Source organism: Mesorhizobium sp. Root552, assembly GCF_001427285.1.
Lineage (GTDB): Bacteria > Pseudomonadota > Alphaproteobacteria > Rhizobiales > Rhizobiaceae > Mesorhizobium.
Genome location: NZ_LMFV01000012.1, coordinates 38,352 through 61,746 on the forward strand (window position 1 = coordinate 38,352; position 23,395 = coordinate 61,746).

Annotated in this window: 17 protein-coding genes; 10 read left to right on the forward strand and 7 right to left on the reverse strand. The window is 62.5% G+C overall.

Annotation, left to right across the window (positions count from 1 at the left end; genetic code table 11):
* Nucleotides 1–25 precede the first annotated feature (25 nt).
* The 4 genes from ASD50_RS06550 to ASD50_RS06565 all read right to left on the reverse strand — a co-directional run bounded on the left by ASD50_RS06550 (nucleotide 26) and on the right by ASD50_RS06565 (nucleotide 4,537).
* The gene (locus ASD50_RS06550) at nucleotides 26–1,000 is read right to left on the reverse strand and encodes an ABC transporter permease (protein WP_162251991.1); all 975 of its coding nucleotides are present in this window, start codon (nucleotides 998–1,000) and stop codon (nucleotides 26–28) included.
* Nucleotides 1,001–1,122: 122 nt separating this feature from the next.
* The gene (locus tag ASD50_RS06555; protein ID WP_056237743.1) at nucleotides 1,123–2,637 is read right to left on the reverse strand and encodes a sugar ABC transporter ATP-binding protein; all 1,515 of its coding nucleotides are present in this window, start codon (nucleotides 2,635–2,637) and stop codon (nucleotides 1,123–1,125) included.
* A gap of 216 nt (nucleotides 2,638–2,853) precedes the next feature.
* Nucleotides 2,854–3,843 carry a sugar ABC transporter substrate-binding protein gene (locus ASD50_RS06560; RefSeq protein WP_056237747.1) on the reverse strand — a complete coding sequence of 330 codons (990 nt, stop codon included), beginning with the start codon at nucleotides 3,841–3,843 and terminating at the stop codon, nucleotides 2,854–2,856.
* 79 nt (nucleotides 3,844–3,922) lie between these two features.
* On the reverse strand, nucleotides 3,923–4,537 hold the full coding sequence (locus ASD50_RS06565) for a glucose-6-phosphate isomerase family protein (RefSeq protein WP_082549516.1): 615 nt from the start codon (nucleotides 4,535–4,537) through the stop codon (nucleotides 3,923–3,925).
* 562 nt (nucleotides 4,538–5,099) lie between these two features.
* On the opposite strand from ASD50_RS06565, the gene ASD50_RS06570 reads away from it, so the two are divergent.
* Together ASD50_RS06570 and ASD50_RS06575 are read left to right on the forward strand one after the other, a co-directional pair.
* Complete coding sequence (locus tag ASD50_RS06570; protein ID WP_056237757.1) at nucleotides 5,100–7,211, forward strand: TonB-dependent receptor domain-containing protein; 2,112 nt, start codon at nucleotides 5,100–5,102, stop codon at nucleotides 7,209–7,211.
* Between the two features lie 138 nt (nucleotides 7,212–7,349).
* Nucleotides 7,350–9,080 (forward strand): ABC transporter ATP-binding protein/permease, encoded by a 1,731-nt coding sequence (locus ASD50_RS06575; protein ID WP_056237760.1) that lies wholly within the window; start codon nucleotides 7,350–7,352, stop codon nucleotides 9,078–9,080.
* A 182-nt stretch (nucleotides 9,081–9,262) separates the two neighbouring features.
* On the opposite strand, the gene ASD50_RS23790 is transcribed toward ASD50_RS06575, so the two are convergent.
* The 3 genes from ASD50_RS23790 to ASD50_RS06590 all read right to left on the reverse strand — a co-directional run bounded on the left by ASD50_RS23790 (nucleotide 9,263) and on the right by ASD50_RS06590 (nucleotide 12,903).
* Nucleotides 9,263–9,664, reverse strand: coding sequence for a hypothetical protein (locus tag ASD50_RS23790; RefSeq protein WP_244484450.1), 402 nt, complete (start codon nucleotides 9,662–9,664; stop codon nucleotides 9,263–9,265).
* Between the two features lie 405 nt (nucleotides 9,665–10,069).
* Complete coding sequence (locus ASD50_RS06585; protein WP_056237768.1) at nucleotides 10,070–11,584, reverse strand: malonate--CoA ligase; 1,515 nt, start codon at nucleotides 11,582–11,584, stop codon at nucleotides 10,070–10,072.
* A complete protein-coding gene (locus tag ASD50_RS06590) occupies nucleotides 11,581–12,903 on the reverse strand; it encodes a malonyl-CoA decarboxylase (RefSeq protein ID WP_244484451.1) in 1,323 nt (440 codons plus the stop codon). The genes ASD50_RS06585 and ASD50_RS06590 overlap by 4 nt, the downstream gene beginning before the upstream one ends.
* Before the next feature lie 567 nt (nucleotides 12,904–13,470).
* Between ASD50_RS06590 and ASD50_RS06595 the strand changes: the two genes are divergently transcribed.
* The 8 genes from ASD50_RS06595 (at nucleotide 13,471) to xdhB (ending at nucleotide 23,385) form a co-directional block, all read left to right on the forward strand.
* The gene (locus ASD50_RS06595; RefSeq protein WP_244484452.1) at nucleotides 13,471–14,199 is read left to right on the forward strand and encodes an ABC transporter ATP-binding protein; all 729 of its coding nucleotides are present in this window, start codon (nucleotides 13,471–13,473) and stop codon (nucleotides 14,197–14,199) included.
* Nucleotides 14,199–15,092 (forward strand): branched-chain amino acid ABC transporter permease, encoded by an 894-nt coding sequence (locus tag ASD50_RS06600; protein WP_056237774.1) that lies wholly within the window; start codon nucleotides 14,199–14,201, stop codon nucleotides 15,090–15,092. Before ASD50_RS06595 ends, ASD50_RS06600 begins: the two co-directional genes overlap by 1 nt.
* Nucleotides 15,089–16,165 (forward strand): branched-chain amino acid ABC transporter permease, encoded by a 1,077-nt coding sequence (locus ASD50_RS06605; protein WP_056237780.1) that lies wholly within the window; start codon nucleotides 15,089–15,091, stop codon nucleotides 16,163–16,165. The genes ASD50_RS06600 and ASD50_RS06605 overlap by 4 nt, the downstream gene beginning before the upstream one ends.
* Before the next feature lie 49 nt (nucleotides 16,166–16,214).
* Complete coding sequence (locus ASD50_RS06610; protein ID WP_056237785.1) at nucleotides 16,215–17,408, forward strand: ABC transporter substrate-binding protein; 1,194 nt, start codon at nucleotides 16,215–16,217, stop codon at nucleotides 17,406–17,408.
* 155 nt (nucleotides 17,409–17,563) lie between these two features.
* The gene (locus ASD50_RS06615) at nucleotides 17,564–18,268 is read left to right on the forward strand and encodes an ABC transporter ATP-binding protein (protein WP_056237787.1); all 705 of its coding nucleotides are present in this window, start codon (nucleotides 17,564–17,566) and stop codon (nucleotides 18,266–18,268) included.
* A gap of 19 nt (nucleotides 18,269–18,287) precedes the next feature.
* Nucleotides 18,288–19,550, forward strand: coding sequence for an amidohydrolase family protein (locus ASD50_RS06620; protein WP_056237791.1), 1,263 nt, complete (start codon nucleotides 18,288–18,290; stop codon nucleotides 19,548–19,550).
* Between the two features lie 33 nt (nucleotides 19,551–19,583).
* Nucleotides 19,584–21,044, forward strand: a complete 1,461-nt coding sequence (gene xdhA, locus ASD50_RS06625) for a xanthine dehydrogenase small subunit (RefSeq protein ID WP_082549518.1) — start codon at nucleotides 19,584–19,586, stop codon at nucleotides 21,042–21,044.
* On the forward strand, nucleotides 21,037–23,385 hold the full coding sequence (xdhB, locus tag ASD50_RS06630) for a xanthine dehydrogenase molybdopterin binding subunit (protein WP_056237797.1): 2,349 nt from the start codon (nucleotides 21,037–21,039) through the stop codon (nucleotides 23,383–23,385). The genes xdhA and xdhB overlap by 8 nt, the downstream gene beginning before the upstream one ends.
* Nucleotides 23,386–23,395: the final 10 nt, after the last annotated feature.

Here is a 23,395-nt window from a genome sequence, read left to right on the forward strand (position 1 = left end):
CCGGCCAAGATACGGCAAGTGCAGTTCATTTGAACATTGCCGTAACGCTGGGCATCCGCACGGCTCCCTTGGAGGCGGCGACGGTGATGGCACCAATCATGATGACGCCCATAGCGATGTCCTGAATGTAGTAGGGCCAGCCCAGAAGATTGAAGCCATTGCGAAGCACACCGATGATGAGGGCGCCGACCACAGTGCCGCGCAGGTTTGCCTGTCCGAGGGAAAAAGCCGTCATGCCAAGGAATACGGCGGCCAGACCGTCCATGAGAAAGTGATCGCCTGCCGCCGGCTGGCCTGAGCCGAGACGGGAGGCCATGATGACGCCTGCCAGCCCAGCACAAGCCCCGCAGAAGACCAGAGCAAAGATCTTGTTCCAGCGAACCGAAATGCCGGCAAGCCGGGCGACGTCCTTGTTGTCGCCGATCGTATAGAGGTGCCGACCCGTCGCCGAGCGCTCGAGCAGAATGTAGGAAATGACGACAATTGCCAGCATGATGAGGATCGGAACCGGAATGCCGAACAATGCGCCTCGACCCAATACGGCGAAGCTGTCCGGCAGCCCCCCGTAAACGGCCTGGCCTTGGGTGTACCATTGGTTCAGACCCGTAACGACCGAGATCATCCCCAAGGTGGCGATGAGGCTGGGCAGCCCGACAACTGCAACCAGAATGCCGTTGAGCAGTCCAACGACCGCCCCCACCGCAACGCCGGCTCCAACCGCCGGCCCAACGTCGGTTCCCAGATGAGCGAGCAGGCCGGTGGTCAGGACGCCCGCGAGGCCTGCGACCGCACCCACCGAAAGGTCGAATTCGCCGGAAGCGACGACAACGGTGAGGCCGCTTGCCACCACCACCAGCATGGAAAGCTGAACCAGCACCGTTGACAGATTGCTGACAGTGAGGAAGCGGGGCGTTGTCAGTGCGAGCAGAACGCAGATCACGAGCAATGCCAGCAAGGTACCATACCGGCGGAGCCCTTCGGCCAGGCTCATGTTCGCCATCTGTTGGTTCCGCTGCGGGCCCTTGTCCGATCGGGCCGGCGACTCGGTATCCCGCGCCGCATCGACAGTCTTTGTCATCATCCATCCTCAACCGTTTTACGCCGTCACGGAAGACGGCTTCGTCAAGTTGCCGCGGCCAGAACCGCTGCAGCCTCACGGCTTTCATTTTCGTTCAAGTCAGTTGTCTTGCCGTTCTTGATGACAGTGACGTCATCGCTAATCGCCAGCACTTCTTCGAGATCCGACGAGGCGACGATGATCGATGCGCCATTGTCGGCCAGATTGCGCATGAGCCGGTACACCCCTGCACGTGCGCCAACGTCCAGCCCCTGGGTAGGTTCGTCGAACAGGAAGATGCGGGCAGCGGAGTGCGTGCCGAGCCACCTGCCAACCGAAACCTTCTGCTTGTTGCCGCCACTCAGATGTTCGACCAAGGTGTGGCTGCCCGGGGCGGCAATACCCAGTTCGGAAATGACTTCGTCGCCCAGCCTGGCTTCCCGGCTGCCAATAGAAAATCCGCGGCTCAGGCTGTTCCAGTACGGCATTGCGACGTTCCACGCGATACTGCGACCGGCCAGCAGTGCCTTGGACAACCTGTCTTTGGGAACAAGGGCCATGCCGGCCCTGATAGCTTCGCGCGGGCCCCACCGGTCGACCTTTTGACCTCCGAGGCTGATCTCGCCGCCGGTTTTCGGGTGCAGTCCGAAAATCGCCTCGAGCAATTCGCTCTTGCCGGCACCTACGACGCCGAAAATGCCAAGAACACGGCCGGAGTGCGCTGCAAGGCTCGCACTTTGCACTCGGCCATCCGCAGTGGACAGGTTCTGCACTTCCAAAGCCGGTGCGCCGGCGATCGCGTCGCCTCTTGGCGGCGCCACGGCCTCAACCTCGTTTCCGATCATGTGGCGGACCAGCGCGGTGGCGTTGGTCGAACTCATCGGCCCGGTCCAAACCAGTTCGCCGTCGCGCAGCACGGTTGCCGTGGAAGCCACGGAAAAAATTTCGCTCAGATAGTGCGAGATGAACAGCACGCCGATGCCGCTTTCGGCCAATTGGCGGATAATCGACAACAGATGATCGACATCCGGTTGCGGCAACGCGGCGGTTGGCTCATCAAGGACGAGCAGCCGTGGCCTCAGCGCAAGCGCGCGTACGATCTCGGCAAGCTTTCGCTTGGCCGGATCGAGGGCTCGTACCTCATGGTGCAGATCCAGGTCGAGGCCAAACTCGGCCAGGACCTCTTCAACCTCTCTAAGCATACGTTTACGGTCCAGCAGTCCGAAGCGTGTCTTTTCCCGTCCGAGAAAGACATTCTCCGGGACGGTGAAACCGGGATTGAGACTGCCTTCCTGGCTGACGTAAGCGACGCGGCGGCTGACCGCGGCGTCAGGGTCTCCGGCTCGCAAGGGTTCGCCATCCACCAGAAGCCGACCGCCATCGGGGCGTTCGGCGCCGGCAATTATCTTGACCAAAGTAGATTTGCCGGCGCCGTTTTGACCCAGGAGCGCGTGCACTTCGCCTCTACGGACCGTCAAATTGACGTTGTTGAGCGCACGGACCGGGCCAAACTGCTTGCAAATGTCTTGCGCCTGGAAAATTGCGTCGGAGGCAACAAGGTCTGTTTCCACTGTGCTCATGCCGAAGTGTCCACGCCTGTTGGTCGGCTAGTGTACCGTATTGCGCGGAAGCAATCTCGGTCTCGAAAACCAAAGCGTGTCGCGATCTTTTGCAGCCGCCTTGCACGCTCTGGCTCTGTACGTCGTGCACGTCTCCCGAAACGGGTTCTCGGTTTCGGGAGACGTGCAGTAGACGTTCCTTATGTGAACAACCCTACTTCGCTTTTGTCGAAGGGGTCACTCACATGCCTTCCACGGCAGCTCGCCTTCCGGGGGCACATTCTGCGCCGTGATCAGGCAGGTTGGCAGGTAAACCTGCTTGACCGGTATGACGGTGTCCGGGTCCTTTCCATTGACAACGATGTCAGAGATGTACTGGCCAGTTTGCGAGCCCATCTTCTCGAACGGTTGCGCGACCGTCGCCACGAACGGGCCGCCGTCCCGGATGTACTTCATCGCGGCCGTGTTTCCATCGATGCCGACCACGAACGCATTCTTCAGCCCGGCCTCCTTGATCGCATCGGCTGCGGCCATTGCGGGCTCGTCCCAGCCGGCGAACACGCCGTTGACCTCATCGCCAAAGCGGGTGATGAAATCCTCCATCGCATTCTTGGAATCGGCGTAGAAATTGGTGACATCGATCTGATGATCGGCAAGAACCTTGATGCCGGGTGCCTCGCCCATGACGACGTCGAATTCCTTGCCGCGCTTGCGCACGCCGTGGTGGGAGTTTTCCTTGAAGGCGATCACGCCGCCTTTTCCACCCAGGCGATCGGCCATGTAGGCGTTGATGATCGCGCCCATGGCGAAGTTGTTGGCGGTAATGTCGACGACCACGCCAGGCGTCCAACCGGCATCGATGGTGAACACCGGGATCTTGGCCGCGCTTGCACTATCAAGCGACGCCTGTGAGGCACGCATGTCAACCATCGACAGGATGATTACCGAAGAACCGCGTTGAACTGCATTTTCAAGGAGTTCGGCGGCTGTGGCCGGTGACCCCTTGCCGTCGGATACGTCGACGGTCCAGTTCAAATTGTTTTCCTTGATGTAGCTGTTGAAGCCATCGAGAGCCCGGTGGTCGGCTTGCGCCGCTGCCTTGGACAAAATCCACGAAACCTTCAGTGGCTCGTCAGCGGCGGCCGTACCGGAACCGGTAGCGAGCGCTGCAGGTAGCAATGTGAGAGTGGTTGCGAACGCGATTGCTGTGGTTATTTTCTTATACATCATTCTTCCTCCCTGATTACTATTGGATTCTTTATGCGGTTTAACCTGCTCGCCGATTGCTCAAGCATCATTTGCGCGATCAGATATCTTTTGCATCTATGACTTGCGGGCGACCGTTGCGCTCGACGACCCGCTTGAGAAAGCCGCCTTCTCGAACGACGCGCTCGTAGTCGTGACCTCCATCCGCTGGCCAGTATTTGAAGTAGGCGAATGGATCGTTGCCGACATTGACGGTTCGCTGCGCCCAGCCTGCGGCACAATAGACGATCGTACCCGGCGCCATGGGGACCTCCATGGTATCGCCCTTCGCGTTCTGCATCAGCATGTAGCCTGTGCCGGAGACGGCCAGATAGACCTTCACCGCAGCATCATCGACCTGGTAGTGGCCCTTGCTCATGAAGTATTCGTCACCAATCTTACCTGGAAAAACCACGGTGACGCTGGTGTGCAGTTCGCCTCGCGTTTCCGGCGCGAGGATCTCGTCTGCCCGGTAGATCAGCGGATCAGATTGGTTCAACAATTCCTGCTCCGCGGCGCGGTCAGCATAGCGGCCCGCCATATCGCTGAGGCGGCACGTGACAACGTGCGAAGGCGGCCATAGAGCGCCCGACCTCAAATCGAGCGTTGCCGCCCAGGGCACACTCAGCACCGAGTTCATACTGTCCTTTGACGTCAGAACCGGTTCACTTCGCATCGGTATGCCTCCGTATATGGGACTTATTTTGTCCCGATAGGTATTAAAAACGTCCCATTAACGCGACAGGTAGCAGCAGCCTTGACGCGCGTCAAGGCTGCTTGCGAATAGGGCCGCCAAGGAAGGGCACTTTCGGAACCAGGCTCGCTGTGGCCGCCCCGCCTTTCCCGCATCATGGCCTGACAGGAGGCTGATCTCAGGCCGGCCAGAACATGCCCTTTTTCAACGTATTGTCCGATAGGCGGCATGTTCCCACCGACACTGTTTTTGATCCGGAAGATTGGGGGAGGATGGTGCGTTGTGGTCACTTTCAATGCGCGGTCAGGTCGGCGCGTTGCGATTGCCGAGGTTAGGGCGGAATAAGGGCCTTCGTACGAGACTCAGAACCCAGGAGCATCGTTTCTAATTCATGAGTCAAATAGTCTAGTTTAGAATTATTCTATTTTTCCAATAGGTTGGGTCAGTCAAATTATTCTTGACTCTTATACTCATGTTTAGATATCGAGCCTTGGGACATGTCTTTCGGCCTGTGCGGCTGTGGGAGATTCAAGGAGTGGGGCTCATGATAAAATTCAGCAGGCCAGCACTTTTGATATGCACGGCAATCTCGTTTGCGTTGTCGTCGGCGGCGTTTGCGCAACAGCAAGCAGAGCCCGACAAAGAAAAGCCGACCACGACGAGCGAGGAACCAGCGAAGAAAAAGAGCGCGACCTATCTGTCTCCGATCATTCTGTACGGCGACGGCGTTGGAGATCCGTACAGGACGACTGCTCCGGTCAGCCACGTCACTGCCGACGAGATCGAGCAATTCGGCAACAAGAACATCGATGACGTCATCCGGGCAACTCCGGGTGCGGCCACACGTGACAATGTGCAAAACCCAGGCGTCGCAGTGAATATTCGCGGCATGGAAGGGTCCGGCCGCGTCAACATGATGGTCGATGGCGTGCGGCAGAATTTCCGCTTCACCGGCCATGAAGCGCAGGGCTTCGTCTATGTCGATCCGGCTTTCCTGAGCGGCATCGACATCAGCAGAGGTTACGTTTCAGGTGTAGGCGGCGGCAACGCACTCATGGGTTCGGCCAATTTCCGCACCTATGATGTCGAAGACCTTATCAGCGATGGCAAGAATTATGGCGGCATCGCATCCGTCACCTACGGGACGAACAACGGTGGATGGTCGGAATCCGCTATCGGGGCCTATCGTTTCAACGACACCTTCGCCGTGCTCGGCGGCATCAGCAAGCGCGATCCCGGCAACTACAAGAATGCCGACGGCCAGACCGTCAATTTCACGGAACAGGATCAGATTTCCGGCCTGTTCAAGGCCGAATTCACCCCAAACGAGGAGCACTCGCTCAAGCTCGGCGCCAATCTCTACAACAACGATTTCATGGCGAACTCCTATTACCAGACCATCGGTTCGCGCATCTTCACGGCGAACTACGCCTACACACCAGGTAACGACTGGGTCGATTTGAGGATCAACGCCTACTACAGCGATCTGGAAATGCTGTATGACAGGCCCGCCACGACAGGCTCGAATGCCGGACGCGACATTCGCGATGTCGGCACCGGCTTCGACATCAGCAACACGTCACGCTTTTCGGTCGGCGACGTCGCCGTCAAGATGAACTACGGCCTCGAGTATTTTGCCGACGACTACGATGTCGTGAACAGTACGGCGGTACCGGGTCGCGGCGTGAACGGGCCGGGCAACAGCGCGAACTACAGCCTGTTTTCTTCCACCCAGTTCATCTACGGCATCGCGGATCTGACGCTTGGACTGCGCTACGATCATTCCAGCTTGACCGGAACCGGCTCCATTTCGCCGACAAATCCGTACGGCATGCCGGGCGGCCCATTCACGGTCGACCGCTCCGAGGGCCGCTTCAATCCCAGCATCACGCTGGCGCTGAACCCCGTTCCGTGGTTCCAGCCCTACGTGACCTATGCCCACACGTCACGGCCGCCCACCATCAACGAGGTCTTCGTCGGGGGCCAGCATCCAGGCATGGGACCGCCCCAATTCTTCTTCCACAATCCCTTCCTGTTGCCGGAAAAATCGAGAGGCTGGGAAGTGGGCGCCAACTTCAATTTTGACGATCTCGCGGTTGATGGCGACCGATTGGGCCTGAAGGCGAACTACTTCAACAACCGCATTGAAGATTACGTCGTGGCCAATTTCGACGGCGGAACGCATTTTGCCAACGTGCCCGGCACATCGACAGTGCAGGGCGTGGAAATCCAGGCGGCCTACGATTCAGGCGGCTATTTCGGTAGCCTCGCCTACACATACACCCACTCAGACCTGCCTTCGCAAGTGAACGGCTTCGGGGCGCAGAGCTATCTGCCCGAGCACATGCTCACGGCAACGCTCGGTGCACGATTCCTCGACCAGAAGTTGACCGTCGGCGCACGCACCTATGTCGTCAGCGAAAGCTATATCGGCGAGATCAATGTCGCTCCGGGGGATTCGCCCTACGAACCCAGCTATGGCCTGGTCGACCTGTTCGCCAACTACAAGTTCGACAACGGCCTGGAGATTTCCGCCAACGTTTCGAACCTGCTGGACAAATCCTATTCCCCTGCTCTCAGCACGCCTCCAGGGGGCAGCCCGATCGAAACCGGGTGGGGCCGGACCTTCTTCCTGACGGCCAAGGCAACGTTCTGATTGACCGCAGTCAAAATCCCTCGGGAGGGGTCTCCCGGGGGATTTTGGTTTTCCATCTTGCCCTTGGTCGCCAGCCCGCCTCACTGGCTCCATGCCTACCGTGGCTGACGCTTATTTGTGTATTTGTGAGGAACAGCCATGCTGGTGTTGCGCCACATCATCCGGCTCATGAAGCTCTGCATTCGGGGACCAGGGGGTAAAGTCGGCATAGCATACTATGTCGTCGTGCTGGCGCTGGAATTGGCCGACATCGCGGTCTCGCTGCGCATGATCGCGTGGACAAAAGACTTCTACGACGCGCTCCAGCAGGCAAACGCGCCGGAAGCTCTGCGCCAGATCGGCATTTTCAGCCTCATCGTCCTCGTTGCGGTTGCACTCGGGCTGTCGTCGACCTACTTGCGTAAGCTGCTTGAGATCCGCTGGCGTGGTGCGCTCACCTCGCAAATTCTTGACCGTTGGCTGGAAGGCAAGGCGTATCTGCGTATGAAGCGCGGCGCCGACGGTAGCAACCTCGACAATCCCGACCAGCGCATTGCCGAGGACTGCCGCATCTTTCTTGCCGGCGCGACCATGGACCACGGCTCGGCCAGCGGCATCATTTCGATGTCGCTCGATCTTGTCACCCGCATCGTGGCGCTTTTTTCGTATGTGGCCCTGCTCTGGAGCCTTTCGGCTTTCGCGCTCGACCTTTCCTTTATCGGCATCGACGCCGAGTTGCCACGCTACATGGTCTGGGCCGCCTTTGCCTATGTCGCTCTGTCCAGCGGAATTACCCATCTGCTCGGACGGCCGCTCAAGCAGCTCTACGTGTGGCAGCAACGCCGCGAGGCAGACTATCGCTTCGCGCTTGTCCGCTTGCGCGAGAACGCCGAAGCCGTAGCGCTGTCTGACGGAGAGCCATCCGAACGCAAGGAAATCGACACGCGCTTTACGGGCATTATCGCCAACTGGCGGCAATTGATAAACCGCGAACTGATCCTTTCCCTGTTCACCGCCCCCTATCACCGCACGGTTCTGCGCATCCCCATCTTCCTCGCATTGCCTGTCTTCTTCGCCGGGAACCTCACGTTCGGCAGTCTCATGCAACTAGGATCGGCCTTTTCGAGCGTGGTCACCACGCTGTCGTGGTTTATCTTTGCCTATCGTCCGCTCGCCGAGCTGGCCGCTGCATCCTCGCGGCTTGGACGTTTTCTCGAAGAAATGGACAAACATCCCCAAGGTGGCATTCATGCCACCATCGGGCCGTCGGACAAGCTTGTCATCGCCAACTTGAGCCTATCCACGCCACAAGGGCGTCGGCTTCTCGACGTTCCGGGGCTTGATATCGAACGCGGCGAGACGGTGTGGCTAAAGGGGGCTTCGGGAATCGGCAAGACAACCTTGCTGAAAGCCCTGGCGGCTATCTGGCCATATGGGAGCGGCCGTCTCGTCGTTCCCTCAACCACATCGACTTTCCTGCCGCAACACCCCTACCTCCCGTTAGGCGGCATCGCCGATGCGGTCGCATATCCGCGCAGTGCAGGCGATTTGCCAGACGGCGACATCAAGGCCGCTCTCGCCGCGGCCGGTTTCCCATCGGAACGCATGTCGATGCCGATCGACGGTCTTTCCGGAGGCGAACACCAGCGGCTGGCATTGGCGCGCTTGTTCCTACATCGTCCGGCCTGGATATTTCTCGACGAGGCGATGAGCGCTCTCGATACCAGGGCGGAGAACCATCTTCTCAAACGCCTGCGCCACGATTTGCCCGGCTCCACCTTCGTGATCGTTTCACATCGTTCGCCGGAGGCCATTGGCGGCGTGCGAATTGTCGACCTGGACAGAAGCAAGCCTGCAGGTATTCATGCCGGCACGATGGAGGACGCATGACAATGGAACGCACACCCCCAACTCGCGAACGATTGGACATCGAGCCACTACGGGTATTGGCGACCCTGCCTTCGATGGGGAAGGTTATGGTTGCCAGCAGCGAACGAGGCGTCACTCACGAGAGAATCGGCCCGGTAGAAGCCGTGTCGTCCGAAGGCTTGTTCATCAGAGTTTCCGGGCCTTCACACGATTCCCGGATCGATCCGCGCGAGATCGCAAACATTATTGCCGACCGAAGTGGACGCATGGGCGAGAAAGTCTTTCCCCGCATCGACTTCCAGACGTCCGACGATGCAGTCTTGTTCAGCGTTGTCGGCTTTGAAGGCATTGAACCGTTCGACGCGGCCTTGGCGTCCCTGGGCGCTGGCACGCCGCTCGAAGCTGCCCCAGGCAAACCCGCCGGCGAGCGCGGTGAAGTCGTGGAAAGCGATCCAGGGGCTCTTCCTTTCAGCCGGGCCTCCGCCTCTGGCGAAGCGACGACCATCGGCTTCCATCGGGAAGGCTTCGAACAGCGTTGGCGCGGGCGTATCGAAACCGTCAAACCAGCGATGGGCTTCATCAATATCATCCAGCCGGATTTCCATATGCATCTCAAGGCGGGTGCCGTGACCGGCTGGCGACAGGATGGTGACAGGCTGTTTGCGATAGCGCCTGACGGCTCTCTGCTCGGGCTGTTCGTAGCGCCTGAACCTAGATAGCAACGCCGTCTTGTGTTGTCCGAAGCAGGGCATCGCCAAGCTGCGTCGTAAAAAAGCCCCGGCATCGACCGGGGCTGAGTTGTTTGATGGCTGACGGCACCGAAGAGTTGGTTGCTTCCTGCCCGTGGCTGTCATGCTGATGATCTACAGCACAAATCCACCATACAGACTAACCGGTGAAGCGCAATATATAGGGTGCCTCATAGGGTAACGCCGAATACCCCGTCAGGCGGCGTGGCCGAAAAGCTCCTCTCCCTGACGGGGAAGGATGGGTTGCGACGGACTGGTTGCTCAGCTCGCGTAGAGTCCGGCGAATTCCTCGCGCAGGGCGTTCTTCTGGATCTTGCCCATAGCGTTGCGGGGCAGCGCGTCCTTGACCAGTATCCGCTTCGGGATCTTGAACTTGGCCAGCACGCTTTCGAGCTCGCCGCGGATCGCGGCCTCGTCCACGGCGCGACCGGCGCGCGCCGTCACCACCGCCGTCACCGCCTCGCCGAAATCTGCATGCGGCAGGCCGATCACCGCCGACTCGCCGATCGACGGCAGCGCGTCGAGCGCGTTCTCAACCTCGGCCGGATAGACGTTGAAGCCGCCCGAGATAATCAGGTCCTTGGCGCGGCCGGAGATGGTGAAATAGCCGTCAGGATCGACATAGCCGAGGTCACCGGTGACGAAGAAGCCGTCGGCGCGGAATTCCTGTGCTGTCTTCTCCGGCATGCGCCAATAGCCAGAGAAGACATTCGGCCCCTTGAGCTCGATGACGCCGACCTCGCCCTGCGGTAGCGCCGTCCCCGTCTCCGGATCGGCGATACGCACAGTGATGCCCGGCAGTGCGAAGCCGACAGCGCCCGGGCGCCGCTCGCCATCATAGGGGTTGGAGGTGATCATGTTGGTCTCGGTCATGCCGTAGCGCTCTAGGATGGCGTGGCTGGTGCGTGCGGTGAAGGCGCGGTGCGTCTCGGCCGACAGCGGCGCCGAGCCTGACACGAACAGCCGCATGTGGCTGGCGGCGGCGCGGTCGAAGCGGCCGTCGGCAAGCAGCCGGGTGTAGAAGGTCGGCACGCCCATCATCGTGGTGGCGTGGGGCAGGGCCGCCATCACCGCGTCGATGTCGAACCTCGGCAGGTATATCATCGACGCACCCGACAGCATCACCGTGTTGATGGCGACGAACAGCCCGTGCGTGTGAAAGATAGGCAGGGCGTGCAGGAGCACGTCGCCGGCGCTGAAGCGCCAGCTCTCGACGAGGGCGATCGCGTTGGAGCGCAGGTTCTCGTGGGTGATCATCGCGCCCTTCGAGCGGCCCGTCGTGCCGGAGGTGTAGAGGATCGCGGCGAGGTCGTCAGGGCTGGTCGCGACGGTGGCGAAGGTCGCCGGCATGTCGCGGACCGACTGCTGAAGCGTGCCGGTACCGGCCGCGTCCAGCGTCTCGATGCGACCGGCCGCCGCGCCAAGTATGGCGCGCAGCGTGGCGAGGCTACCCGGCTCGCACACCACCAGGGCAGGCTCGGCGTCGCCGACGAAGTAGCTCACCTCGGCTGGCGTGTAGGCCGGATTGAGCGGCAGGTAGACGGCACCGGCCCGCAGGCATCCGAGATAGAGCCAGACGCTGTCGACATGCTTGCCGGTCTGCACCGCGACCCGGTCGCCCGGTTTCACACCCAGCGACGCCAGAACATTGGCATAGCGCGCCGAGGCCGCCAGCATGTCGGCGTAGGACAGCGACTTGCGGCCATCGGCGTGCAGGAACGGACGCGCCGGATCGGCGATCGCGGCCCGCATGGTGGCGAACAGGTTGCCGTTCATGACTTCATCCCCTCCATAATCGCTGATTCGACCAGCCGTCCGCCGGCCGCAGCGAGCCGGCGCACCGCGGCGGACACGGCAACCGGCTGGCCCGAAGCATAGGCCTCGTGATTGCGCTCAATCTCGTCGAGCTTGTAAAGATAGTTGACCATGATGCCGTGCGACGACGCCATGCCGGCATTGCCGGTGTTGGCCAGGAAATTGATGCGTTCCAGCCGCGCGCCGTTGCCGAGATGGAAGCGGGCGACCGGATCAGGCAAGCGGCCCGAAGCGTCGCGTGGGCCGGTGAGATACCAGGCGGCCAGCGGCGCGAGCTTTTCCTCCAGCGCAGCAGCGGTCTCCGGGTTCTTCCACCAGCCGGACGTGGCTATCGCCTCGATGCCGAGCCGGCCGGTGTCTTGCCTAGCCAGCCAGCGGGCGAACAGAGGCACCGGCGACAGCGTGACGAAGCGGATGAGTTGCGGCAGCTCGTTACGCAGTTCCTCGACCACCTGCTTTATGAGGAAGTTGCCGAACGAGATGCCGCGCAAGCCGGGCTGGCAATCCGAGATGGAGTAGAACACGGCCGTGTCGGCCTGCGCGGCCTGGATCACCTTGCGGTCAGGGCTGAGGATGGCGTCGATCGACGAGGCCGCAGCCTTGGCCAGCGCCACTTCCACGAAGATCAACGGCTCGTCACGCAGGCGCGGATGGAAGAAGGCATAGAGGCGCCGGTCGGGCGGGTCGATGCGCCGCCGCAGGTCGTCCCAGTCCTCGATCTCGTGCACTGCCTCGTAGCGGATGATGCGTTCGAGGATCGCCGCAGGGGTCTCCCAGTCGATACGGCGCAGCTCCAGGAAGCCCCGATTGAACCAGGATCGGAACAGGTGCTGGAAATCCTTGTCGACCGGATCGAGGTCGCGGTTATCCGGCAACAGCGCGAGCAGGTCGGCCCGCATCCCGATAAGCTCGGCCGTGCCGCGCGAGGTCTGATTGAGCAGGCGGAAGAGGTTTTGCCGGCGCGGCTCCGACAGATGGTGCAGGGATTCCGCCGCACGCTCGTCGGGGGCCGAGGCGAAGCGCCGCGCCGCGGCGATCAGCGGCTCCATGTCGGGGCCGAATTCGTCCAGAAGCATGCGGAAGAACGCCGGGCGCGTGGCTGCGTCCATGCTGCGATAACGTTCGAGAATCTCGGAGGCCGTGGCCAGCGCGCCGGCTTCGCCGCGCGACGACAGCAGGCTTGCGCAAAGCGCGGTCAGCTGCTCAACGGGCGTCGCCGCCTGTGGGATGGCGTTGAAATCGACCAGCGCCTTGCCGCGCTCGGTGATGGCAGCCAGCATGTCGCCGAGAAAAGACATCAGAGGCTCCGCTTGCCGCCCTGTTGCATTGACAGTCGCCCGCCTGCGTCAGATTTTATATCCATATAATGAACTCTATATCCAAAATATGACGCTGCGCAAGCTGGGTGTCGGGCGCACGTGGAAGACGGTCGCTCGCGTCGGATGATGGCGTCGCTCGCGTGATGTTCGACGTATCCGAGCCGCGACACATGAGGGCCGGAATCTCGGCAGGTTCACGTGTGCCGTGCCGCCGCAGGCGAATGGGCGCGCCTTTGGTCGCTCCCGGCAAGGGAGGGCGGGGATTTGCAACTGCCATCCAATGCAAACAGGAAAGGTCCATGCCCTTCGGCGAAGCCAACGGAAACCGACCCTGAACAGCGAGAAGTCAGGGTGGGGAACATGGCGGTCTCCGCCACGCCCGGCACATCGTTGAAAAGTCGCGGCAAGGGCCCCGATTCCCGCTTGCGGGCAGGGTAGGCACGTGTTACTTTTTAGGATATAGTATCCGTATAGTGGATATAGACTTCGGTCGGTATCCAGAAAAAAACGAGGGGAGATACGAGGTTCATGGCCACGCAGGGCGCCATCCTTTCGATTGCTGGCCTGTCGGTGTCCTACGGCACGGTGCATGCCGTCCGGCAGCTCGACATGGAGATTTCGGAAGGCGAAACCGTCGTTCTCCTCGGCGCCAACGGCGCCGGCAAGTCGAGCACGCTCAATGCCATTGTCGGGCTTGCGCCGCGCAGTGGCGGCCGGCTGGTCTTCGCCGGCGAGGACATCACGCGCAAGCCGACCGAGGCGATCATCCGCTCCGGCCTCGCGCTGGTCCCGGAAGGCCGGCGGCTGTTCTCCAACATGACAGTGCGCGAGAACCTGCGCCTCGGGGCGGCGGCGCTGTCGACCGTCGAGTTCGACCGGGAGCGGCAGGCGCTGGAGGATATGTTCCCGATCACCCGCCGCCGCGCCCACGAGCAGGCGGGGCTGCTTTCGGGCGGCGAGCAGCAGCAGGTCGCAATCGCGCGCGCGCTTCTGGCGCGGCCGAAGCTTTTGCTGCTCGACGAGCCGTCGCTCGGGCTCGCGCCGATCATCGTCAACACGATCTTCGAGATCATCGCCGAACTGAAGCGGCGCAAGGTGACCATCTTGCTGGTCGAGCAGAACGCCGAGCGGGCGCTGTCGATCGCCGACCGCGCCTATGTGCTGGCCCAGGGCAGGCTCGAGCTTTCGGGCGCCGCCGGCAGCATCAACGCCACCACACTCGAAAAAGCCTATCTCGGCGAGCGGGAACACGCCTAATGCAACTTGCCTTGCAGCAATTCATCAACGCCCTGTCTCTCGGGTCGATCTATGCGCTGGTGGCGCTCGGCGTCGCCATCCTGTTCAGCATCCTGCGCCTGGCGAATTTCGCCCATGGCGAGTTGATGACGACGGCCGGCTTCACCCTCTACATGACGCTTGCCTCCGGCTGGAACTGGGTGCTGGCGGTGATCGCGGCAATAGCAGCTTCCGTTGTTGCCGCGCTGATCCTTGAACGCGTCGCCTATCGGCGCCTGCGCAACGCCCAGCCGCTGACGCTGCTGATGACCTCCTTTGCCGTCTCGGTGGCGCTGCAGAGCATTTTCCTGCTCACCTTCGGCGCGCGGCCCAAGGGCATCGAGCTGCCTGCCTTCGTCGATGCCTCGTTCCGCATCGGCGGCATGCGGGTGCAGTGGCTGGATATCGCCATCATCCTCATCACCGCGGCCATCGTGTTCGGCCTGACGCTGTTCCTGCGCAAGACCGTCATCGGTCTCGCGCTGCGCTCCGCCGCCGACGATTTCCAGACGACGCGGCTGATGGGCGTGAAGGCCAATGCGCTGTTCGTCGGCGCCTTCGTGCTGTCCGGCATGCTGGCCGGAATCGCGGCGCTGTTCTACTTCGCGACCGTGCCCAACGTCGTGCCGAGTTCGGGTTTCGAGCCGATGCTCAAGGGTTTCATCGCCTGCGTCATCGGTGGCCTTGGCAGCCTGCCGGCAGCGATCGTCGGTGGCTTTCTGCTGGCCTTCCTCGAGGTTGGTTCGGACGCGCTCCTATCGGACAATTTCAGTCCTTATCTCGACGCGATCGTCTTCCTCATCGCCATCGTCATCCTGCGCTGGCGTCCGGGCGGAATCTTCGGCGTGCGCCTGACTGCGGAGCAGCGAGTATGAACATGCTTGCCGGAAAATGGTGGAAACAGTCACTCGTCGGCTCGGCGCTGCTGCTTGCCATCGTGCTGGTGATCGTCGCGATCGTTGCTTTGGCCGGTTCGACCACTGACATGCGCATCCTGATGGTGTTCCTGATCAACGTTATCGCCGCGATTTCGCTGCAGACCTATGCCGGCAATTCCGGCAACATCTCCTTTGGCCATGTCGGCTTCATGGCGTTCGGCGCCTACGGCTCGGCGCTGTTTACCGCTGACCCGGCGATCAAGGCGATCGGCATTCCCAATGCGCCGGCGTTCATCCGCGAGGCCGCGATCGGCTTCCTGCCGGCGATGCTGATCGGCACGGCGGTCGCGGTGGTCGTGGCGGCCGCGATCGGGCGCGTCTTCGTCCGGTTGAGCGGGGCCGCCGCCGCGGTGGCGACACTCGGCTTCATGGTCATCATCTACACGCTGCTATCGAATGCCGAGGAGCTGACCCGTGGCTCGAAGGCGTTCAGCGGCATCCCCGAATACACCACGCTTGGTTGGTGCGTGGCGCTGCTGGCGCTAACCATCGTTGTGGCCCGGCTGCTGCGCGATTCCAATACCGGGCTCGGGTTGCGCGCCTGCGCCGACGATCCGATCGCCGGCCAGGCTGCCGGCGTCGATATCCTCAACAGCCGCTACGTGATGTGGGTGGCGAGCGCCGCCGGCGCGGCAATTGCGGGCGCGCTCTATGCGCACTACATCGGCGCCATCCTGCCCAAGGCGTTCCATTTCGAGCTGACCTTCGTGCTGGTCACCATGGTCATCGTCGGGGGCCGCTCGATCACCGGTGCGGTGGCCGGCGCCGCCCTCATCACCATCCTGGCAGAAGTGCTGCGCCGCCTGGAGAATGGCTTCTCGATAGGCAGCATCAATCTCAGCGAGGCACCGGGGCTGACCACGGCCGTGCTCGCGCTGCTGATCGTCGCGACGCTGACGATCAGGCCGCAGGGACTGGTCAGTCGCTGGGAGGTCGAGGAGCTGCTTCATCGCTGGCAGTTTCGCCAGAAAGAGCATGCGTCCGTTCGGGCGGAGGAGAATCACGTCTGACTAGAAAGTGCATTCATTCGTCTACACAAAAACGCAAGGGGAACCGACAATGAAGTATAGCACCGCATCCATAATCAAACGGGCCGGCATCGGTCTTGCCGCCGCCACGGCCATGATGGCGTGGTCGCTCGCCGCTCACGCCGAGGACACCTACAAGATTGGCTGGGCGTCCGACAAATCCAACTACCTGTCCTTCGTCGACGAGCCGCTGGCCAAGGGCATGGAGGTCGCCATCGACGAGATCAACGCCAAGGGCGGTATCGGTGGCAAGATGAAGATCGAGCTCGACCGGCGCGACATGAAGTCGGACCCGATGCTCGGCGCCACCGTCGTCCAGGAGCTGATCGCCGCTGGCGCCAAGTTCATCGTCACCACCTGCGATACCGACGTCTCGCTGCCGGGTGCGCAGATGGCGGCCAAGGCCTCGCTGCCGGTGATGAGCAGTTGCGGCGCGGACGCCGCCGGACCGAGCCAGGTGCCGGACGGCTTCGGCTTCCTCAACGTCCCGGGCAGCCTGACGCAAGGGGCGTTCCTGGCCGAATACGCCGCCGCCAAGGGCTACAAGAAGGCCTTCACGCTGAAGTCCAAGAGCGAGGGCTACACCCACACGCTCGCCAACGCCTTCGAGGAGCGCTTCAAGGAACTCGGCGGTGAGATCGTCGGCCAAGCCTTCTACACGCTCGGCGACAGCTCGTATCGCGTCACCGCAACGAAGATGGTCGATTCCGATGCCGACGTCATCATGTCCAACGCCTTTCCGTCGGACAGCACAGCCTTCCTCAAGGACATGGAGCGGCTGGGCAACACCAAGCCGCTGCTTTTGGTCGATGGCAACGACACGCCGGTGATCTTTGACGCCGGCAAGCAACTCGCCCTGTCGGTGATGGCAACCTATGGCGGCGACCGTTCGCCTGGCTCGACCTTCTCGAAGTTCGAGGAGGAATATCGCGCGAAGTTCGGTGCCGATCCGGACTCGCTGCAGACCGCGCTCGGCTATGATCTGGTGATTGCCGTCGCCGCAGCAGTGGAAGCGGCTGGTAGCACGGACGGGCCTGCGGTTCGCGATGCGCTGCACAATCTGGACAACGTCCACGGCGCCACCGGCCTGATCACCTACAAGGACAGCCCCATCGGCAAGGGCATCCCGAAGAAGGACTACGCGTTGGTGAAGTTCGACCTCGACAACAAGAAGTTCATCACCCTGTCGACCGGCTTCCCGGAAAAGTTTCCTCCGGTGAAGTGACGCATTGCGGGCGAGGGGCTTTGCGGCTCCATCGTCCGCTATCCCACGTCGGGCATTGCCGGAATACCTAGTAGCGGCAATGCTCCAGTTTCGCATTTCACGCAGTTCGCCGGGTTTTCCCGCCGGAACTGCCTGGGTCCAACGGTATCATAAAGATGCATCTTCAAGCCAATGACGTCGTCATGAAGTTCAAGGGGGTGACAGCCCTCGACGGTGTCGACATGGAACTTCGCAAGGGTGAGATCGTCGGCCTGATCGGGCCGAACGGCTCCGGCAAGACGACGTTCCTGAACGTCCTGTCGGGTGTTTTCACGCCGACGAATGGCAATTTTCGCATGGGTGACCGGCAATGGTCGAAGGTGTCGCTGCGCGAAGCCGCGCGGCTTGGCATCCGCCGCACCTTCCAGAACATCCGCCTGTTCCCGTCCTTCACGGTCATGGAGACGGTTGAAGTCGCCTCGGCCTGGCTGGACAAGGGCGACCGGCGGGAGAATGCTCAGATCGCGCTCGACGCGCTGAATTTCGGCCAGTATCGCGACCGCATCGCCTCGGAACTGTCCTACGGCATGCAGCGACGGCTGGAGATCGCCCGGGCGATCGCCGGCAGGCTGGAGTTCCTGCTGGTCGATGAGCCGACGGCCGGGCTGAACCACGGCGAGTCCCAGGACATCGTCGAGGTGCTGCAGCGCATCCGTGGCCAACGTGGCTGCGGCATCGTGCTCATCGACCACGACCTCAATGTCATCATGAATGTGTGTGACCGCGTCATCGTGCTGGCAGAGGGCAAGATCATTTCGTCGGGAACACCGCAGCAGGTGCGCAGCGATCCAAAGGTCATCGCCGCCTATCTCGGGTCGTGAAAATTAGGGAGAGACTTCAATGAGCGACCAATCGCAAGCCAGCGGTCCCTCGCAACTCGACCTGCTTATCACCGATAGCCGCCTGCTCGACCGTGACGGGCGCTTCGACATCGGTATCGCCGGCGGCAGGATCGTCGAGATCGGCCAGGTGTCCACCTCGTCCGCCGCGCGCCGCATCGATGCGAAGGGCGGGCTGGTGACGACGAGCTTCGTCGACCCGCATTTCCACCTCGACAAGGTTCTGTCGCGCGACTATGTCGGCGCGCTGACCTATAGCGAGGCATTCGCCCGGGCACGCGAGGCGAAGGCCAATTTCACCGTTGCCGACGTCGAGGCGCGCGTCTGCAAGGCCCTCGACCTCGCGGTGGCGCAGGGGTTGGGCGCGATCCGCTCGCAGGTAGACGTCGACTTCGCCACAGGCCTGGTCTCACTCGAAGGCGTGATGCGGGCGCGCGAGCGCTTCAGCGGCCTGATCGACGTCGAGGTCGTCGCCTTCCCGCAGGAAGGCATCGTCACCGATCCCAAGGCGCCGGATCTTCTCAGGGAAGCGCTGCGCATGGGCATCAGGCTGGTCGGCGGCCTGCCGGAGTTCGAGGCCAATGTCGAGGACCAGAAGACCCATGTCAGGACGATCCTCGACATTGCCGAGGAATTCGACGCCCACATCGACATGCATTGCGACTACACCGACCTGCCGCATTTCAAGACGCTGGAGATGCTGGCCGACATGGTGATCGAGCGCGGCCTGCAGGGTCGTGCGACGGCCGACCATTGCTGCGCGCTGGCGGTCTATCCCGACGACGAGGCGGCACGCGTCATCGACAAGGTCGTGCAGGCCGGCATCAGCGTCATTATCCTTCCGATCGCCAACCTGCAGATGCTCGGCGGCAACGGCATCACCCCGGTCAATCGCGGCTCTTCGCGCGCCAGGGAGTTGCTGGCCGCCGGCGTCAATGTCAGCGCAGGCGCCGACAACATGTACGACATCTGGTTCCGCTTCAACCGCATGGACCCGGTGGACACCGCTTATATGACCTGTCTCAGCACCGGCATGCGCACCAATGCGGAGGTGCGCGAGGCCTTCGACATGACCACGTCTCGGCCGGCTCGCCTGCTTGGCATCGAGGGCCATGGCGTCGATGTCGGCTGCCGCGCCGACCTGGTGGTGCACACAGCCGCCAATCTCGTCGACATGTTCCGCAACGTGCCCGGCAGGCGCTGCCACATCAAGGGCGGCAGACTGGTCGGCGGCGTGGAGGGAAGCACATGGACGGCACGGTGACGGGTCGCGCCCTGCAGAGGCGGGAGTTGCAAATTGCGTAGCTCCATCCGTTTCCTGCTCGGCCGGGAAATGCGAGAACTCGCAAACTTTCCGCCGACGACCACCGTGCTCGATTATCTGCGCGGCACGGAACGGCGTTGCGGCACCAAGGAGGGCTGCGCCGAGGGTGATTGCGGTGCCTGCACGGTGGTTGTGGGCGAGTTGCAGGACGGCACCATGCGCTACCGCGCCGTCAATTCCTGCATCCAGTTCCTTGGAACGCTGGACGGCAAGCAGCTCATCACTGTCGAGGATCTCGCCGGCAACGGCGAGTTGCATCCGGTGCAGGAGGCCATCGCAACGTCGAACGGCTCGCAATGCGGCTTCTGCACGCCCGGTTTCGTCATGTCGCTGTTTTCAGCTTGGGCCACCGGCCAGCAGCTCACGCGCGTGGCGCTGGACGACACGCTGTCGGGAAATCTGTGCCGCTGCACCGGCTACGGCACCATCGTCGACGCCGCAGCCAGCCTGGCCGGCCGCGACCGCAACGACCGCTTCGCACAGGACAGCGCCGCGACCGTGGAACGGCTCGCCGGTCTGGCCGATGCGCAGGACGTGGCGATCGAACACGGGGGCATGCGGTTCTTCGCGCCGGCGACAACCGAACGGTTGGCGGATCTGCTGCTGGACCATCCCGACGCGACCATCCTGGCCGGCGGCACCGACGTCGGCCTGTGGGTCACCAAGCAGCACCGCAATCTGCCGGTTGTCATCTCCGTGCTGGGCATCGAGGCGCTCCGTGCGAGCGTCCTTGCCGACGGCGTACTGGCATTCGGTGCCGGCGTCTCGCTGAATGCCGCGGCGCTCGCCCTGTCGCGATACGTGCCGGAGCTGGGCCTGCTGATGCGCCGCTTCGCCTCGGCGCAGATTCGCAACATCGGCACGCTGTGTGGCAACATCGCCAACGGCTCGCCGATCGGCGACCTGCCGCCGGCCCTCATCGCGCTGGGCGCCGAGATCGTGCTGCGCAAGGGCGACCGGCAGCGCGTGCTTGCCCTGCAGGACTATTTCCTCGCTTACCAGAAGCAGGACCGCGAGCCCGGTGAGTTCGTGGAAGCGGTCCGCGTCCCACTGCCGCCTGCCGGCGCACTGTTTCGCGTGCACAAAGTGTCGAAGCGGCGCGACGAGGACATCTCGGCGGTCTGCGCCGCCCATTATGTCGAAATCGAGGACGGCCGGGTCGCGGCGGTGCGGCTGGCCTATGGCGGCATGGCCGCGACACCGAAGCGGGCGACGGCAGCCGAGCAGAGCCTGCTCGGGCAGCTGTGGGCCGAGCAGGCGATCCGTAGGGCGCAGGAGGCGATGACGGAGGACTTCGCGCCGATCAGCGACATGCGTGCCAGTGCGGCCTATCGCATGACGGTGGCGACCAATCTCTTGTGGCGGAGCTTCCTCGAGATGGATGGCGCCGACGACACGCAGATCCCCGACGAATGGTGCCTGGCCCATGCCTAAGGTGATCGAGAAGACACTGGCCGCCGAGACGATAAAAGGCGGCGTCCATCAGCGGATCATCCACGATTCGGCATTCAAGCACGTCACCGGTCAGGCGCAATATGTCGACGACCTGCCGGAGCCGCGCGAACTGCTTCACGTCTTCATCGCGCAGAGCCAGCGTGCCCATGCGCGGCTCGTGAAGCTTGATGTCGAGGCTGTGCGCCGCGCACCCGGCGTCGCAACCGTGCTGACCGCCGCGGATGTGCCCGGCGAGAACGACTTCGGCCATGCACATTGCGGCGACGAACCTGTCTTCGCCTCCGATACTGTCGTCTACTTTGGCCAGCCGATCTTCGCGGTAGCGGCCGATACGGTCGCCAACGCACGCGAGGCCGCCCGGTTGGCAGTGGTCGAGTACGAGGATCTGGAGCCCATCCTGACCGTCCGGCAGGCGATGGAGCGTAAATCGTTCCTGGGCGAGCCGATGCAACTGGTGCAGGGCGACTGGGAGGCGGCGCTTGCGGCCGCGCCGCATCGCGCCAAAGGCAGCATCGAAGTTGGCGGTCAGGAGCACTTTTACCTTGAAGGACAGGCGAGCCTCGCCCTGCTCCGCGAGGATGGCGACGTCTATATCCATTGCGCCACGCAGGACCCCTCCGCCGTGCAGCACATGGTTGCCCGCGTGCTCGGCCGCGACGCCAACGCGGTGACGATCGAGGTGCGGCGCATGGGCGGTGCGTTTGGCGGCAAGGAGACCGGAGCCACGCAGTTCGCGTCGATCGCCGCCCTGGTGGCGGTCAGGACGCGGCGACCTGCAAAGGTGCGGCTTGACCGCGACGATGACATGGTGATGACCGGCAAGCGGCACGATTTCTGCTTCGACTACGATGTCGGCTTCGACACCGACGGCCGCATCCTCAGCATCGACATCGTTCTGATGCAGCGCGCCGGCTATTCGCACGACCAATCGCGCCCGGTGCTGCAGCGCACGATATATAACTGCGACAACGCTTACTTCCTCCCGTCCGCGCGCCTGACAGGCTATGCCTGCCGCACCAACACGCAGTCGAACACCGCCTTCCGCGGTTTCGGCTCGCCGCAGGGCAATCTGGTGATCGAGCGGGTGATGGACGAGATCGCCTATGCCCTGGGCAAGGAGCCCTTCGACGTCCGCATGGCCAATCTCTACGGAGAGAGCGAGCGCAACGTCACCCCCTATGACTGGGTCCTCAAGGACAATATCCTGCCGCGCATCGTCGATGAGGCGCTGGAAGTCTCGGATTTCGCCGCCCGCCGGCAGGCGGTGGTCGCGTTCAACCGGCAAAGCCGCATCGTCAAGCGCGGCATCGCGCTGATGCCGCTCAAATATCCTGTCGGTTTCTCGGCCCGGTTCCTCAACCAGGCCGGCGCGCTGGTGCACATCTACCAGGACGGCAGCATCCATCTCAACCATGGCGGCACGGAGATGGGGCAGGGGCTGTTCATCAAGGTGGCGCAGGTCGTCGCCGAGGAGTTCCAGGTCGACGTCGATCGGATCAAGATCACCGCCACGGTAACCGACAAGGTGCCGAACACCACGGCGACCGCCGCCTCGTCGGGCACCGACATGAATGGTGCCGCCGCCCAGATCGCGGCGCGGGCAATCAAGACGCGGCTGATCGACTTTGCCGCCGAGCACTACAAGGTCGGCGAGGAGCAGATCGTTTTCGAGCCTAACAGGGTGCGGGTCGGCAACCAGCTCATCCCATTCGACGCGTTGGTAAAGCAGGCCTACGAGAACCTGATTTCGTTGTCGGCCTTCGGCTATTACCGCAATCCCGACATCGCCGTCGATCCGGTGACGATGAAGGGCCGGGCCTATCACTACTGCTGCTACGGCACCGCCGTTGTCGAGGTGGCAATCGACACGCTGACCGGCGAGAACCGGGTGCAACGCGTCGACATCGTCCATGACGTCGGCAAGTCGCTCAACCCTACCATCGACATGGGCCAACTTGAGGGAGGATTCGTCCAGGGCATGGGCTGGGTCACCAGCGAGGAACTGGTCTGGGATGACCGCGGCCGGCTGCGTACCCATGCGCCCTCGACCTACAAGATCCCGGTGTGCAGCGACCGGCCGAAGGAGTTGAACATGCGGCTGGTCGACTGGAGCCGCAACCGGGAGAACACCGTCTACCGCTCGAAGGCGATCGGCGAGCCGCCGTTCAATCTGGCGATCAGCGTTTTCAACGCGCTGACCGACGCGGTGGCCAGTGTCGGCAACTATCGCTTCTGCCCCGATCTCGACGCACCTGCGACACCGGAACGGATACTGATGGCGTGCGACGCGCTGCGCAGGCGCCTGGCGGCAGAGGGCTGATTTTCGTCGC